The 15,033-nt window shown below is 68.7% G+C and carries 10 protein-coding genes; 8 read left to right on the top strand and 2 right to left on the bottom strand.

Going from position 1 to position 15,033, the window contains the following annotated elements; translation table 11 throughout:
• Positions 1 to 8 precede the first annotated feature (8 nt).
• The 6 genes from BKN51_RS17785 to BKN51_RS17760 all read left to right on the top strand — a co-directional run bounded on the left by BKN51_RS17785 (position 9) and on the right by BKN51_RS17760 (position 10,682).
• Positions 9 to 1,415: a M1 family metallopeptidase gene (locus BKN51_RS17785; protein ID WP_101608720.1), complete on the top strand. Its 1,407-nt coding sequence runs from the start codon at positions 9 to 11 to the stop codon at positions 1,413 to 1,415.
• Between the two features lie 561 nt (positions 1,416 to 1,976).
• Complete coding sequence (locus BKN51_RS44315; RefSeq protein WP_233224195.1) at positions 1,977 to 2,510, top strand: hypothetical protein; 534 nt, start codon at positions 1,977 to 1,979, stop codon at positions 2,508 to 2,510.
• A gap of 402 nt (positions 2,511 to 2,912) precedes the next feature.
• Positions 2,913 to 5,198 (top strand): glycosyl hydrolase family 95 catalytic domain-containing protein, encoded by a 2,286-nt coding sequence (locus BKN51_RS17775; protein ID WP_101608719.1) that lies wholly within the window; start codon positions 2,913 to 2,915, stop codon positions 5,196 to 5,198.
• Between the two features lie 24 nt (positions 5,199 to 5,222).
• Positions 5,223 to 7,514 carry a glycosyl hydrolase family 95 catalytic domain-containing protein gene (locus tag BKN51_RS17770; RefSeq protein WP_101608718.1) on the top strand — a complete coding sequence of 764 codons (2,292 nt, stop codon included), beginning with the start codon at positions 5,223 to 5,225 and terminating at the stop codon, positions 7,512 to 7,514.
• Positions 7,515 to 7,576: 62 nt separating this feature from the next.
• Positions 7,577 to 8,467: a peptidylprolyl isomerase gene (locus BKN51_RS17765; RefSeq protein WP_101608717.1), complete on the top strand. Its 891-nt coding sequence runs from the start codon at positions 7,577 to 7,579 to the stop codon at positions 8,465 to 8,467.
• 142 nt (positions 8,468 to 8,609) lie between these two features.
• Positions 8,610 to 10,682, top strand: coding sequence for a HelD family protein (locus tag BKN51_RS17760; protein ID WP_101608716.1), 2,073 nt, complete (start codon positions 8,610 to 8,612; stop codon positions 10,680 to 10,682).
• Positions 10,683 to 10,686: 4 nt separating this feature from the next.
• Here the strand turns inward: BKN51_RS17760 and BKN51_RS17755 are convergent, their stop codons facing one another.
• A complete protein-coding gene (locus BKN51_RS17755) occupies positions 10,687 to 11,511 on the bottom strand; it encodes an NAD-dependent epimerase/dehydratase family protein (RefSeq protein ID WP_101608715.1) in 825 nt (274 codons plus the stop codon).
• Between the two features lie 36 nt (positions 11,512 to 11,547).
• Positions 11,548 to 12,363, bottom strand: a complete 816-nt coding sequence (locus tag BKN51_RS17750; protein WP_101608714.1) for an IclR family transcriptional regulator — start codon at positions 12,361 to 12,363, stop codon at positions 11,548 to 11,550.
• Between the two features lie 166 nt (positions 12,364 to 12,529).
• Between BKN51_RS17750 and BKN51_RS17745 the strand changes: the two genes are divergently transcribed.
• Positions 12,530 to 14,041, top strand: a complete 1,512-nt coding sequence (locus BKN51_RS17745) for a sodium:solute symporter family protein (RefSeq protein WP_101608713.1) — start codon at positions 12,530 to 12,532, stop codon at positions 14,039 to 14,041.
• A gap of 46 nt (positions 14,042 to 14,087) precedes the next feature.
• Complete coding sequence (locus tag BKN51_RS17740) at positions 14,088 to 15,032, top strand: 5-dehydro-4-deoxyglucarate dehydratase (protein WP_101608712.1); 945 nt, start codon at positions 14,088 to 14,090, stop codon at positions 15,030 to 15,032.
• The last annotated feature ends 1 nt before the right edge of the window (position 15,033 follow it).

Below are 15,033 nucleotides of genomic sequence, written 5' to 3'. Positions count from 1 at the left end.
TTTCGCGGGTGATTTCGAAGGCCTCCGCGCAGCCCTCGCCCGGCGCGGACACCTCCGGCGACTCCTATCTGCCCCATCACGGTAACGGCGGTTACCGGGTGCGGCACTACGATCTGGAGCTCGACTACAAGATCGGTCCCAACCGGCTGTCGGCCTCCGCGGCCATCACCGCGGAGGCGACGCAGGCGCTTTCGCGCTTCACGCTCGACTTCGGCGAGTTCCGGATCAACCGGGTGCTGGTCAACGGGAAACCGGCCAAGTACACGCGGCGCGGGCACAAGCTGCACGTGAAGCCCGCGAAGTCGCTGGCCGCCGGTTCCGAGTTCCTGGCGGAGGTCTTCTACGTCGGCAATCCGCGTCCGCTGCCCGGGCTGTGGGGCGACATCGGCTGGGACGAACTGACCGACGGTTCGCTGGTGGCGAGCCAGCCGGTCGGGGCGCCGTCGTGGTTCCCGTGCAACGACCATCCCGCGGACAAGGCGACCTACCGCGTCGCGCTGACGACGTCGTCGCCGTACCTCGTCGCCGTCACCGGGAACCTGGTGTCGCGACACGAGCGCGCGAGCACCACGAAGTGGGTCTTCGAGCGGCCGGAGCCGACGCCGACGTACCTGATGAGCGTCCAAATAGGACGATACGACGACGTCGAACTGGTCTCCGGCCCCCAGGCCGGGTGGCTTTCGCTGCCTTCGGTTTCGGCGTACCGGATCAGCCTCGACGGTGACTCCGTGCTCGCCTCGGTCCCGCAACGGGCCGCCGTCCCGCCGCGCCTGCGCCGGCCTTTCGAGCGCGATTTCGGGCGGCAGGGCAAGATCATGGACTCGCTGCAGCGGTTGTTCGGTCCCTACCCGTTCGGTGAGTACGTCATCGTGGTCACCGACGACGACCTCGACGACCCGATCGAAGCGCAGGGCATGTCGATCTTCGGCGCCAACCACGTCGACGGGCGGCGCACCCACGAACGGCTCGTCGTGCACGAACTGGCGCACCAGTGGTTCGGCAACAGCCTGACCGTCGCCGACTGGCGGCACATCTGGCTGAACGAAGGCTTCGCGACGTACGCGGAATGGCTCTGGTCCGAGGAATCCGGCGGGCAGAGCGCGCACACCTGGGCGAAGACGTGGCACACACGGATGAAGGCGAAACCCGCGGATCTGCGGCTGGCCGATCCCGGGGTGTCGCGGATGTTCGACGAGCGGGTCTACAAACGCGGCGGCCTTCTGTTGCACGCCTTGCGTTGCACGGTCGGCGACGCGGTGTTCTTCCCGCTGGTGAGGGCTTGGGCGGTGGAGAACCGGCACGGTCTGGTGACCAGCGACGCTTTCGTCGCGTTGGCCGAACGCTTCGCTGGGCGCTCGCTCGGCGCTTTCTTCGACGCTTGGCTCACCGACCCCTCGCTGCCCCCTCTGCCTTGAGGCGTTCCCAATGTCGCATTTGAGACGCTCAGCGACTCAAATGCGACATTGGGAACCTCGCGCGAGTTATCCACAGTGGGGCTGGTGTGGCGAGTTGTCCACAGGGGCGGCAAATGGGGCTGGTGTGAGGTAGCCGCGAGATCCACGATCGCGGGTGTGGTGCGAACTGGCGAATGGAACCGTGAGGCGCTCCTCGCGCTCAGCCGCGGCGGAGTGATCACTGTCGCGCGGCTGGTGGAACTCGGTGTTCCGAGGAAGACGTGTTACCGGCGGTGCCGTCCCGGCCAGCCATGGCAGCGTCTCCTTCCGGGAGTGCTCCTGCTCGGTCCAGGACGGCCGACACGACGGCAACTGGTCGATGGAGCCTTGCTCTACGGCGGGCCGGACGCGCTCGTCACCGGTCTCGAGGCTTGCCGTCGCCAAGGTCTGAGAGGGCCGAGAATCGCGTCGGACGCTGTCCATCTGCTGATACCCGCCTCCTGCAAAGTCAGTAGTGCCGGGTACGTCACGGTGGAGCGGACTACGAGAATGCCCCGACCCACGATCGTCGACGGAGTGGCCATGGCTCCGCTCGTCCGGGCGGCCCTCGACGAATGTCGTCGTTTCACCACGCGGGATCCCGTCCGTGCGTTGCTGACCGAAGCAGTGCAGCGCGGCAGGCTGGATCCCGAGGTCCTCATCAGGGAACTCGAGGCTGGCAGCGATCGCGGCAGCGCGTTGCCCCGTGAAGTACTGCGTGACGTCCTGAGGGGTGCGAGGTCGGTCGCGGAGATCGACGCGATGGCCGTCTGGCGCCGCACCGGTCTTCCGGAACCGCTGTGGAATCAGGAACTGAGGGATGCCGGTGGCCGCTACATCGGGACTCCTGACGGCTATTTCGGGAAAGTCCGCCTCGCCTGGGAGATCGATTCGTACGACTTCCACTTCGCGCGAGCGCAGTACGCCGTCACGCTCGAGAGGAACAGCCGGTACACCGCCGAAGGAATCATGGTGCTGCAGACTCTTCCGGGCAGGCTGCGAGCCGAGCCCGAGAAGGTCGCCGCTGAACTCGTGGCCGCGCACAGTGCTGCCGAAATCAGGCTGATCTGCCGGTAATCGGTGGTCCGCGACCAGGACCGAGCCACAAGCGGCGGGTGAACCGGGCGAACCGGCACCGTGAGCAGCAGGTGCTCAACGGTGCGAGGGGCTCGGCGGACGTCGAGAGCGCCGCGATCGCCGAGGCGAGCTTGCTCAAGACTCGGTCGCAGCGGTGGCAGAAACCGTCTCGTGGTCGTCTTCGGGGTCCTGATCGGCCTGCCGGGGTTGTCGGCGCGAACGCTGCGCAAGACCTTCGCCGTCAACCTTCGCCGGGCCGGGGTCGATCTCGCTGACCGATAGGTCGGATGTATCTACGGCTTTCCGGGTGAGCGCTCTGGTCAAAGTGGGACTATCTCTGGAAACATGCCGGTCGCCAGGACTTGATCTGCGGTAAACGTAGTATGAATCTGGAGGCGACCCATGGCCGAGCTGTCCAGGCGATCGATGCTGAGGGTCGCGGCGGGGGCGGCGGCGCTCGGGGGGCTCTGGGCTCAGGGGGCTCCGCCGGCGTGCGCCGGGCAGGACGTTCACCGCCGGATCGTCGATGACGCGCGCATGGTGTGGAAGCGCTTACCGAAGAGCTGGCAAGACGGGCCGTTCCTCGCCAACGGCTTCCTCGGCGTGCAGCTTTACGCGGGGGCACGGCCGAACATCCTCAAGGTGATGCTCAGTCATTCCCAGGTCCAGGACCAGCGCGGACAATGGGAAGCGGGCATCGGGTACTCGCGGCTCCCGATCGGGTATCTCACCCTCACCTTCGCGGGCGCGATCACGGCGGTGGACTGGCACCTCGATCTGTACAACGCCGAGCTGGGCGGCACGATCACCACGACCCAGGGGTCGGTCCGGTTTTCCGCGCTGGTCCACAACGACCAGGACCTCCTCCTCGTCTCGCTGACCGGGGAGGCGGCCGCGGACTGGGGGTTCACGCCGCTCGAATCGGCGACGACCCGGACGATCCGCAAACCGCCCGAGTACACGGCCAATCCCGATCCGAAGGTCGCCAGTGCGGGCGCGGTCCAGTACTGCGAGCAGCCGCTTCACGCGGGCGGCGGGTATACGACGGCGTGGCGTGAGCGTGCCGTGGGCTCGCGGCGGCTGCTGGCGGCCACGGTCGCGTACGGGTTTCCGAAGCCGACCCACACCGCCGAAGCGATCAAGAAGGTCCAGCGGGCGTCGATGGCGAATCCGGACATGCTCGTCGCCCGCCATCGGCATTGGTGGAACGCCTTCTACCGGCGCAGTCTGGTGTCCATTCCGGACAAACACGTCCAGCGGTTCTATTGGATCCAGCTGTACAAGACCGCCTGCGCCACCCGTGCGAACGGGCCGGTCGTCGCCGAATGGGGGCCGTGGTTCCCGGAGGTCGGCAACAGCTGGACGGCGGTGTGGTGGAACCTCAACGTCCAGGTCACGTACCCGATCGTCAACAGCAGCAACCATCCCGAACTCGACGCGGTCACCGAGACCTTCCGCCGTGACCACGCGAACCTCGAGCTCTCGGTCCCTCCCGCGTACCGGGACGGCGACACGTACGCCCTTTCGCATCCGGGGGACTGGCGGCTGCGGCCCGGTGGCACCCGCGCGGTCGGCGTCCCCGGCCCGGCCACGAAGAACGACCAGACCGGCAACCTGATCTGGGGCCTGCACAACGTCTGGCTCGCGTACCGGCACAGCATGGACGTCCGCATCCTCCGCGACGTCCTGTATCCGACGCTCGCCAAGGCGCTCAACTACTATCGCCACTTCCTCGCCACCGGCCCGGACGGCTCCCTGCACCTGCCGATGACGCGCTCGCCCGAGTACGCCGACGCGGCCGACTGCACCTACGACCTGTCGCTGATCCGCTGGGCCGCGCGCACGCTCGTCGAATCGGCGGCCAAGCTGCGCATCGAAGACCCGAGCGTGCCCGCGTGGCGGGAGATCGGCGAGAAACTGGTGCCGTATCACCAGGATCCCGCTCAGGGGGTGCTGATCGGCGACGGGGTCCCGCTGGCCGAATCACACCGGCACTTCTCGCATCTGCTCTGGCTCTACCCGCTGCGCGAGAAACTCTGGGATCGCCCCGGTGACCGGGACCTCATGCGCCGCACCTTCGCGCACTGGTCGAGTGTCCAGGACAAATGGCACGGATACAGTTTCGCGGCCGCGTCGTCGATGAGTTCCGTGATGGACGCGCCCGAAGAAGCCTTGCGGTATCTGAAGATCTTCCTCGACGGGACCGTCGTCGCCGGTACCCAGCTGACGCCGAACACGATGTACCGCGAAGGCTCGAACCTCGCCATCGAGAGTCCCATCACCGCCGCGCAGTCCGTTGTGGACATGCTTCTGCAAGGTGATCACGGCGTTCTGAAGATCTTCCCGTCGGTGTCACGGTCGTGGCGGGACGCGTCTTTCGAGAGCCTGCGCGCGGAGGGTGCCTTCCTCGTGGACGCCTCCCGCAGGAACGGCGCGACCGAGTGGGTCCGAGTCCGCAGCGAGGCGGGGGAGCCGCTCACGCTCCAGCACGGGATCCCCGGCGACATCGAGGTCCGTGACACGCGCGGGCGGCGGCTTCCTTGGCGTGCCGAAGGTCCGGGCACGATCTCGGTCCCGCTCGGCCGGGGCGGGACGGCCGTCGTCACGCGGCGCGGCGCGCGCCCGGCGCTGGAGCCGCGCGACGTACCCGGCGACGGCACCACTCCCGCGTGGGGGCTTCCGGCCTGAATTCACGACAAGGAGGTCCGAAGGATGGACATCACCCGCAGGACGGTGCTCGGCGGAGCGCTGGCGGGCGTGGCGGCGGCCGGGTTCGCGCCGTCCGCCTCGGCCGTGGAGAACGACTTTGCGCTCGGCGGCCTCGACTGGGCCGGATTCCTCGGTGCGGCGGACCTGGTTTGGCGCGGAATGCCGAAGACCTGGTACGAAGGCCCCTTCCTCGGCAACGGTTTCCTCGGCTCGGGCATCTACGCTGAGCCGGGCCGGAACGCCATCCGGTTCAACGTCCAGCACAGCGAAATGCAGGATCATCGGCCCGAGTTCGGCTCCCTGTTCGGCCTCGCGCGGTTGCCGATCGGGCATTTCACCCTCGAACCGGTCGGTGCCATCACCGGGATCGACTGGCGGATGGACCTGTGGAACGCCGAACTCAGGGGCACGATCACCACGGCCGCGGGCGGTCTTTCGCTGCGGGCGATCGTCCACACCGGACAGTCGATGCTGGCCGTCGAGATCGAGCCGACCGAGGGGGAACGCGGCTTCCAGTGGATCTTCCATCCGGCCGAGGCGGTGAGCCCGAGAGCGGATCCGAAGTTCGGGAAGCCGCCGCCCGCCGGATACGTCGCCAACCCGCCCGCGACAGCGGAAACCAGCGGTGACATCAGGCTTTCCGTGCAAAGCCTGCTGGCGGGCGGCGAGTACGTGACGGCCTGGCGCGAGATCGATCGGGGATCGAAGCGCACGCTGTACACGTCGGTGGCGTGGTCGTACCCGAAGAGGACGGCCGCGCGAGAGGCGCTGAAGACGGTCCGGCGGGCCGAGTCGTTCGACACCCTCACGATCGAGCACCGCCGCTGGTGGCACGACTACTACCGGCACGGCTTCCTGTCCGTTCCGGACACCCGGCTCCAGAGCTTCTACTGGATCCAGCTGTACAAGATCGCCTCGGCGGCGAGAAAAGAAGCCCCGGTCATGGCGACCTGCGGACCGTGGCTCGAACCGACCCCGTGGCCCGCGACGTGGTGGAACCTCAACGTCCAGCTGGAGTACTGGCTCATCCACGGCTCGAACCATCTCGAACTGGACGCCGTCAGTCACGCGCTCGGCAAGTACCGCGCGAACCTGACGGGCCAGGTCGCCGAGCCGTACCGGCACGATTCCGCGGGCATCCCGCGCACGACCGACATGAACCTGCTCAACGGCGCGGCCGGGACGAACTCCGGCTTCCCGGTCGGTATTCCCGGCGAGGAGACGCCGACGCCGGAGGTCGGCAACCTGACCTGGGCACTGCACAACGTCTGGCTGTCCTATCGGCACACGATGGACCGGCGCCTCCTGCGGGACACGCTGTTCCCCTTGCTGCGCAAGGCGATCAACTACTACCTCCACTTCCTCGCCCCCGGCGCGGACGGGAAGCTGCACCTGCCCGCGACGTTCTCCCCGGAGTACGGCGTCAACGCCCCCGACTGCAACTACGATCTCGCGCTCATCCGCTGGGGCTGCAAAACCCTCCTGGAGTCGGCGGCGGAACTGCGGATCGAAGACCCGCTCACGCGGCGGTGGCGGGAGGTTCTGGCCACGCTGGTCCCGTATCCGGCCGACGCCGACGGCTACATGATCGGCGCCGGCGTGCCGTTCGCGAAATCGCATCGGCACTACTCGCATCTGCTGCAGGTGTACCCGCTGTACGAGATCACCTGGGAGCGGCCGGAGCACCGGCGGATCATCGAGACCTCGCTCGACCATTGGGTGGGCTTCGAGGGCGCGTTGCAGGGCTACACGTTCACGGGTGCCGCGTCGATGTCGGCGCAGATGCTGCGCGGCGACAAGGCGGAGTTCTACCTCGGGGAACTGCAGCGGCGCTACATCCAGCCGAACACGATGTACAAGGAGTCCGGGCCGGTCATCGAGACGCCGCTTTCGGCCGCGCAGTCGTTGCACGACATGCTCGTGCAGAGCTGGGGCGGCGTCATCCGGCTCTTCCCGGCCGTTCCCGCGAAGTGGGCGGACGCCGCGCTGCGCGACTTCCGGACGGAAGGCGCGTTCCTGCTCAGCGCCTCGCGGCAGGGCGGGAAGACGCGCTGGGTCAAGGTCACCAGCGAGGCGGGGTCGCCGTGTGTGCTGCGGACGGACCTGGACGGGGAGCTGACCGTCCGCGACCGGTGGGGGCGGCCGAAACGCTGGCGGCGGCTGCCGAACGGGGACGTCCGGATCGACCTGCGGCGCGGCGAAGAAGCCGTCGTGCACCGCAAGGGTGACAGGCCCGATCTCGAGATCCGGCCCGTCCCGGCGAACGGGGACGCCGCACCATGGGGGATGCCGTGACTTCACCGGGCTGATCCGTGAGAGTGTTCCTGCACTTCCTCCACCGGATGACAGGAGCACAGATGTCCCAGCCGCCGCAGCAGCCGTACCAGCAGCCGGGCTGGTACGGCGCACCGCAACAGCCACCTCAGCCGCCTCCGTCGAACAAGACGGCGCTCTGGATCGGGCTCGGTGTGCTGGGACTGGTCGTGGTGGTCGCCGTCGTGGCGATCACCGGTTTCGTGGCGCCGGGGTTCTTCCTGTCGGACTCGAAGGGCAAGAGCGCGGTCGCGTCTTCGTCCTCGTCGCAGGCCCCGACGTCGAGTGCCGAGGACACGCCGGCACAGAGCCCGGCCGGCCGGACGGAACTACCGAAACGCACGACACCGCTGGCGGATCCGACGGACTGCGCCTACCCGGCGGACACCACCAAAGAGCCGGCGAAGAAGGTCAATCCGCCCGCGGCGGGCCCGACACCGGCGTCCGGCACGACCGCGGTCACGGTCAAGACGACCGCGGGCGACATCGGGCTGACCCTGGACCGCGCGCTCGCGCCGTGCACCGTGGCGAACTTCCTTTCGCTGGCGCAGCAGGGTTACTACGACGGCCACTCGTGTCACCGGCTCGGCACCTCGGGGTTGCAGATGCTCCAGTGCGGTGACCCGGAAGGCACCGGGATGGGCGGGCCGGGATACACCATCCCCGACGAGATCTTCCCGCAGCTCAAGTACGGCCGCGGGATCCTCGCCATGGCGAAGACCCAGAATCCGGACTCGGGCGGCAGCCAGTTCTTCATGGTCTTCGGTGCGGCGGAACTGCCGCCGGAGTACACCGTGTTCGGGAGCATCTCGGACGCGGGACTGCAGACGCTGGACAAGGTCGCGAGTGGTGGCGTGGACGAGGCGAAGGGACCCGGTGATGGGACGGGGCCGCCGCGGGTCCCGGTGACGTTCCAGTCGGTCGCGGTGGGCTGACCGGCTGACCCACTGCCGCGCGGGCCGCCCGAATACGCCGGATCGACCCCTCGGCTGAGGCGGCGGAAAAGAACAAGACTGTTTCTCCCGGTCGTCGCCGTGCACGCTCGACGGCACTGATCGTCGAACTGGGAGGGGACGCGTGGCCGGCAATGGCGTCGACCGTGAGATCGACAGGGAACAGGACTATGTGGGTGCCCTGTACGCCCGTCTGGACGTCCTGCGCGAGGAGGCGGCCGGGAGGCTGGCGGCGGCACGGCGGCCTGGGGGAAATCAGGAAGCGGTGAGTGTCTGGCAGGCGGAGGCGGCCCGGCTGGACGCGGTGGAACAAGGGTTGTGCTTCGGGCGGCTGGACACGCACGACGGCCGGCGCGTCTACATCGGCAGGCTGGGCCTGTTCCGGGACGAGGACGAGGAACCGCTGCTGGTGGACTGGCGGGTCCCGGTGGCCCGGGCGTTCTACACCGCGACGGCGACCGCTCCCGGCGGGGTGCGGCGACGGCGGCGCATCACCACGCGAGGCCGGACCGTCGTCGCGCTGGACGACGAGTTGCTGGACGCGGACGGTGCCGGCGAAGACGGCCTGGTCGGTGAGGCGGCGTTGCTGGCGGCCGTGACCGTGGAGCGGACCGGGCGGATGCACGACATCGTCACCACCCTGCAGGCCGAACAGGATCGGATCATCCGGCACGAGTCCGGTGGGGTGCTGGTCGTCCAGGGCGGTCCCGGCACGGGGAAGACGGCCGTCGCGTTGCATCGGGTCGCGTACCTGCTCTACACCCGTCCGCAACTGCGCACCCGCGGTGTCCTGGTGGTGGGTCCCAGCCGGATCTTCCTCGACTACATCGGCCAGGTCCTGCCGGGTCTCGGCGAGAACAGCGTGGTGACCGCGACCATCGCCGACCTGAGGCCGGACGTCGAGGTCTGCCGGGTGGATCCGCCCGGGATCGTCGCGCTCAAGGGCGAGGCGGAGATGGCCGGACGGCTGGCGGCGGCGGTGCGGTCGCGGGTCAGGACACCGGAGCACCCGGTCGACGTCGAGTTCGAGCAGCAGGTGCTGCGGCTCGATCCGCAAGACTGCCGGCGCGCCGTACGGAGAGCCGCGCGGGCCGGGCTTCCGCACGACCAGGCCAAGCTGGTCTTCGAGCGGGAGATCGTGGAGGTGCTCACGCGGCGCCTGATCGAGGGATTGGAGGCGGTCGTGCTCACCGAAACGGGTGAGGCGATCGACGGTGGCAGCCCGGACGGCCGGCTCGGCGAGGCGGACCTGCGTGCGCTCGCCGCCGCGGGGGTCGTGATCGACCACGACGACGGGCCGCGGACCCTGTTGGACGAGACCGACCGGACCGGTCTGCGGGACTCGATGCTCGCCGACACCGGCGTCCGGGCCGTACTCGACGAGCTGTGGCCGTCGCTGACCCCGGAGCGCGTGGTGTCCGACCTCCTCGGCGACCACGCTGAGGGCTGGAGTGCCGCGGATGTCCCGTTGCTGGACGAAGCCGCCGCCTTGATCGGCCACCGCGCCGCCCCCGCGACGTTCGGGCACGTGGTCGTCGACGAGGCACAGGAACTGTCCGAAATGGACTGGCGGATGCTGATGCGCCGGTGCCCCACCGGATCGATGACCATCGTCGGGGACCTCGCCCAGACCGGGAGCCCGGCGGGCACCTCGTCGTGGGATCGCGTGCTGCGGCCACACGTGCGGGATCGGTGGCGGCTCGCCAGGCTCACGGTCAACTACCGCACCCCGGCGGAGATCATGGCCGCCACCGCGGAGCTGCTCGCCACCCACCATCCCGGCACGCCACCGCCCCGGTCGGTCCGCTCGGCCGGTGAAACTCCGTGGCGGGCCGGCACTTCCCGCGACGGCCTGATCGCGACCGTCGCCGACCTCGCCACGGCGCATGCCGACGGCCAGCTCGGGATCATCGCCCCGAGCACCCTCACCGCGCCCCTGGCCGCCGCGTTGTCCCTACCCACCTCACCGGACTTGACCGGCAAGGTCGTCCTGCTCACCCCCGATCAGGCCAAGGGCTTGGAGTTCGACTCGGTCCTGATCGCCGACCCGGCCGGAATCCTCGGCACCGCGCCGCACGGTCACAACGACCTCTACGTCGCCATGACCAGGGCCACCCGCCGGCTGGGCGTGGTGCACCCCGGCCCGCCACCGGCCGAACTGTCCGCGCTGCGGGAACAGCGCTCCGGCTGGTCGTGATCGCTCAGAGCGGGTTGTAGGCGCCCAGCGGAGCGGTGCAGAACGGCCCGCCGACGTACTCCGCCGCCGCGCCGGTCGGCGCCGGCCTGTCCGCCAGCTGGTCGGCGTAGGTCTCGGCGTTGTCGAGCGACTTGTAGCCCAGTTCCTCGGCTTCGGCCAGCGAGTAGATCCGGCGCGTGTTGTCGGAGACGCCCCAGATCAGCCGGTAGCCGGGGGAGGGGTAGCTCAGGCAGGCCTCGAACAGGCGGGCGCCGTCGTCGGGGGAGAGCCAGGTCGTCAGGCCGCGCGGGCCGAGGACGAGCGGGTCTTCGAAGCACGAACCGATACGGATGACGATGACGTCCATGCCGAACCGTGAGTGGTACAGGCTGCCGAGCGATTCGATGGCCGCCTTGCTGACGCCGTAGTAGGTGTCCGGCCGGGGGGTGGAGTCGGCGGGGAGACCGTTTTCGCCCGCTTCGTCGTTGCGGCGGAAGCCGACGGAGTGGTTGCTGGAGGCCAGGATCACGCGCGGTACACCGGCCGCCCGCGCGGCCTCGAGGACGGTGTGGGTGCCGTTGATGTTGACGTCGAGTGTGGCTTCCCACGAGTTCTCGCGGCTGTGCCCGCCCAGGTGGATCACCGCGTCGACGCCGGCGCACGCCTTCGCCATCGCCTCCGGGTCGGTCACCGACGCGGTGATCAGCTCGACGTCCTCGCCGCCCGCGGCTTCGGGCTGCGCGGCCAGGTCGAGCAGCCGCAGCACCCGGCCGGAGCGACGCAGCCGCGGCCGCATCAGGGTGCCGACGATGCCCGCCGAGCCGGTGATCAGGACGCGCTGGTCTGCCATGAGAACCCCTTGTCAGTAAAGGAAGGACGGGAAAGATCAGCGGATGCCGGCGCGGCGCAGTTGCTGGCCGAGTTCCGCGGTGATTTCGGCGAGGAGCTCGCCGACGCGCCGGGCGTCGGCGTCGGTGACTTCGGTGACCGGCATGGAACAGCTGATCGCGTCCGTGCCGGGGATGCGGTACGGGATCACGGCCGCGACGCACCGGACGCCGAGGCTGCCTTCCTCGATTTCCGCCGCATAGCCGCGTTCGCGGGTCTTCGCGCACTCGGCGTGCAGGGCTTCGGCCGAGGTGATGGTGTTCGGCGTCAGCGCGGACAGCTCTCCGGTCAGGAGTTCGCTGATCTCGTCGTGCGTCAGTTCGGCGAGCAGGGCCTTCCCCAGCGCGGTGGCGTGGGTGGGCAGGGTGCGGCCGACGCGTGACACGAGATGCGTCGAGTGCCGTGACTCGCGCGTCTCCAGGTAGACGACGTCGGTGCCCTCGCGGCGCGCGAAATGCGCGGTGAACCCGGTCTTCTCCCGGATCCGCTCCAGTGCCTCGGTCGCGTAGGGGACGACCGGGTCGCGGTCGAGGTAGGCCGTGCCGCAGATCAGCGCGCGGACGCCGAGGCGGTAGCGGGCGGTGTTGGTGTCCACTTCCAGCCAGCCGGCTTCGAGCAGGGTGCGGAGCAGCCCGTGGAGGCTGGACCTGGGAAAACCGGTGCGCGCGTGGAGATCCGACAGGGAAAGCCAGACGTCGTTCGCGGCGAAGGTCTCGATCAGGTCGATCGCCCGGCGCGCGGATTTGACCCCGGCGGGTTCCGGCGCGGCGGCCGCGCCGTTCGACACCGTGACAGCGGCTTCCTGCTGTGGCATCCGCGCTCCTCCATCCGGCCGTTGACTTGTGACTCCGGCCATATTAGCGTCCCGAACAGCGTTCTTATGGATGAACATAATCACTATAACAGACTCCGTTCATGAATGTGAACAGTCGACCGCCGACGGCTGGAGTGCACGACATGGACGCGGAAAGGAGTCAGCGGTGCATTTGCTGGACTGGATCATGGTGTCCGCGTATTTCGTGCTGATGGTGGTGATCGGCCTGTGGTCGCACAGCCGGGTCAACACGGTCAGTGACTTCTTCACCGCCGGCGGGAAGATGCCGTGGTGGCTGGCCGGTATCTCCCACCACATGTCCGGCTACAGCGCGGTTCTCTTCGTCGCGTACGCGGGCGTCGCCTACACGGACGGCATCACCGTCTACTTCTGGGGCATGGCCAGTATCGGTATCGGCGTCGGCATCGGCAGCTGGCTGTTCGCCTCGCGGTGGAACCGCCTGCGCTCGAAGCTCGGGGTCGCCTCGCCGCTCGAGTACCTGGCGAAGCGCTTCAACGTGCCCACCCAGCAGGCCCTGGCCTGGAGCGGCAGCCTCCTGAAGATCTTCGACATCGCGGCCAAGTGGTTCGCGGTCGCGACGATCCTCAACGTCTTCGCGGGCGTGCCCTACACCTGGGGCATCATCATCACCGGCTCGATCACGCTGATCTACTGCACCGTCGGCGGGCTCTGGGCCGACGCGCTCACCGACTTCGGCCAGTTCGTCATCCAGGCCATCGCGGCGATCGTGATGCTGTGGGTCGTGCTGGACAAGCTCGGCGGCGTCTCCGGGCTGTGGACCGTGTGGGGTGACCTCCCGCCCGCCCACCTGAACCCGACCACGTCGAAGTTCACCACCGTGGTGTTGCTCGTCTACGTGCTGGTGAAGACGCTGGAGTACAACGGCGGTATGTGGAACCTGGCGCAGCGCTACATGGCCGCGCCGAACACCTACGAAGCCCGTCGCGGCGCGCGGCTCTCCTCGATCCTGTATCTGGTGTGGCCGCTGGTGATGATGTTCCCGATGTTCGCCGCCCCGTTGCTGATCCCGAACATCTCGAACCCCAACAACGCCTACGCGATCATGACCACGACGTTCCTCCCGCCGGGTCTGGTCGGGCTGGTGCTGGCCGGGATCTTCTCGCACACCATGGCGATGGTCTCCTCCGACGCCAACGCGATCTCCGCGGTCATCACCCGCGACATGATGCCGGTGCTGTGGAAGAAGGCCCGCAGTTTCACCGACTCCCAGGGGCTGCTCGCGGCGCGGATTTCGACGGTGGTCTTCGTCGTGCTCACCATGGCGGTGGCCACACAGGCCGAGAAACTCGGTGGTGTGCTGGGTATCGTGGTGCTCTGGGTCGCGGCGCTGATGGGCCCGATCTCGGTACCGCTGCTGCTGGGCATGCTCCCCGCGTTCCGCCGCTCCGGCTCCCGCGCCGCCCTGATCTCGTGGGCGGGCGGTCTGCTCGCTTACGCGATCGCTTACTACGGCTACAACGCCACCCTCGCGGTCACCGTGTCCACCCCGATCCTGGTCTCGCTGGCGCTGTTCATCGGGCTCGGCTACCTCATGCCCGAACGCAAGGCCACCACCGACGAGATCATCGACACGATCGACCGTGACGACGACCTCACACCCAGCAAGTCGCAGGACGGCACCACCGTGCCCGCCTGACCGGGCCCGTACCCGGGATCAACCACAAAGAACGAAAGAGAAATCCATGGCACAGCCCAAGATCGAACTCGACGGCCTACTGGCGTTCCCCCTGACCCCCTTCACCGAGGGCTTGGAACTCAACCTCGACGCGTTCGCGGAAAACGTCGAGAGCCATGTGGCCGCCGGAGCCGGCGCGCTGTTCGTCGCCTGCGGTACGGGCGAATTCAGCTCGCTGTCCCCGGACGAGCACGCAGCGATCCTGCGTAAGGCTCGTGAGGTCGTTTCCGGGCGCATACCCGTGTGGGTCGGGGCGGGCGGCGGTGCGGCGTCGGCCCGTGCCGGGATCGCGGCGGCGGAGGCGGGCGGCGCGGACGGCGTCCTCCTCCTGCCGCCGTACCTGGTGACCGGTCCGCCTTCCGGGCTGGTCGACCACGTGCGGTACGCCGTCGGCGATTCCTCGATCCCGGTGATCGTGTACCACCGTTCCACCGGTGTGTTCACCCCGGGCTCCGCCGTGGAGCTGCTCGACATCCCGTCGGTGGTCGGTCTCAAGGACGGCTTCGGCGATGTCGAGCTGATGAGCCGGATCATCACCACGATCCGCTCGGTCGACACCGACCGCGCCCGGGAGTTCCTGTTCTTCAACGGTCTTCCCACCGCCGAGGTCTCCGCGCGCGCCTACGCGGCGATCGGCGTGGCGCGGTACTCCTCGGCCGTGCACTGCTTCGCCCCCGAGATCGCGGCCCGCTTCCACCGCGCGCTCGCGGAGAACGACGACGCCGTCATGGAGGCGTTGCTCGCCGGGTTCTATCTCCCGCTGGTGGCGCTGCGGGACGAGGGACAGGGCTTCGCCGTGTCGCTGGTCAAGGCCGCCGCGCGGTTGCGCGGTGACAAGGCAGGTTCGGTCCGGCCGCCGCTGGTCGAGCCCACCGCGGACCAGATCGCGCGGCTGGAGAAGATCGTCGACGACGGATTCGCCGTCCTCGAGTCCGTCGGGACCGGTGCCTGAA

The sequence above is a fragment of the Amycolatopsis sp. BJA-103 genome, assembly GCF_002849735.1.
Lineage (GTDB): Bacteria > Actinomycetota > Actinomycetes > Mycobacteriales > Pseudonocardiaceae > Amycolatopsis.
The sequence above is the reverse complement of the archived record's forward strand: the minus strand, read 5'-3'. Positions and strand labels throughout refer to the sequence as shown.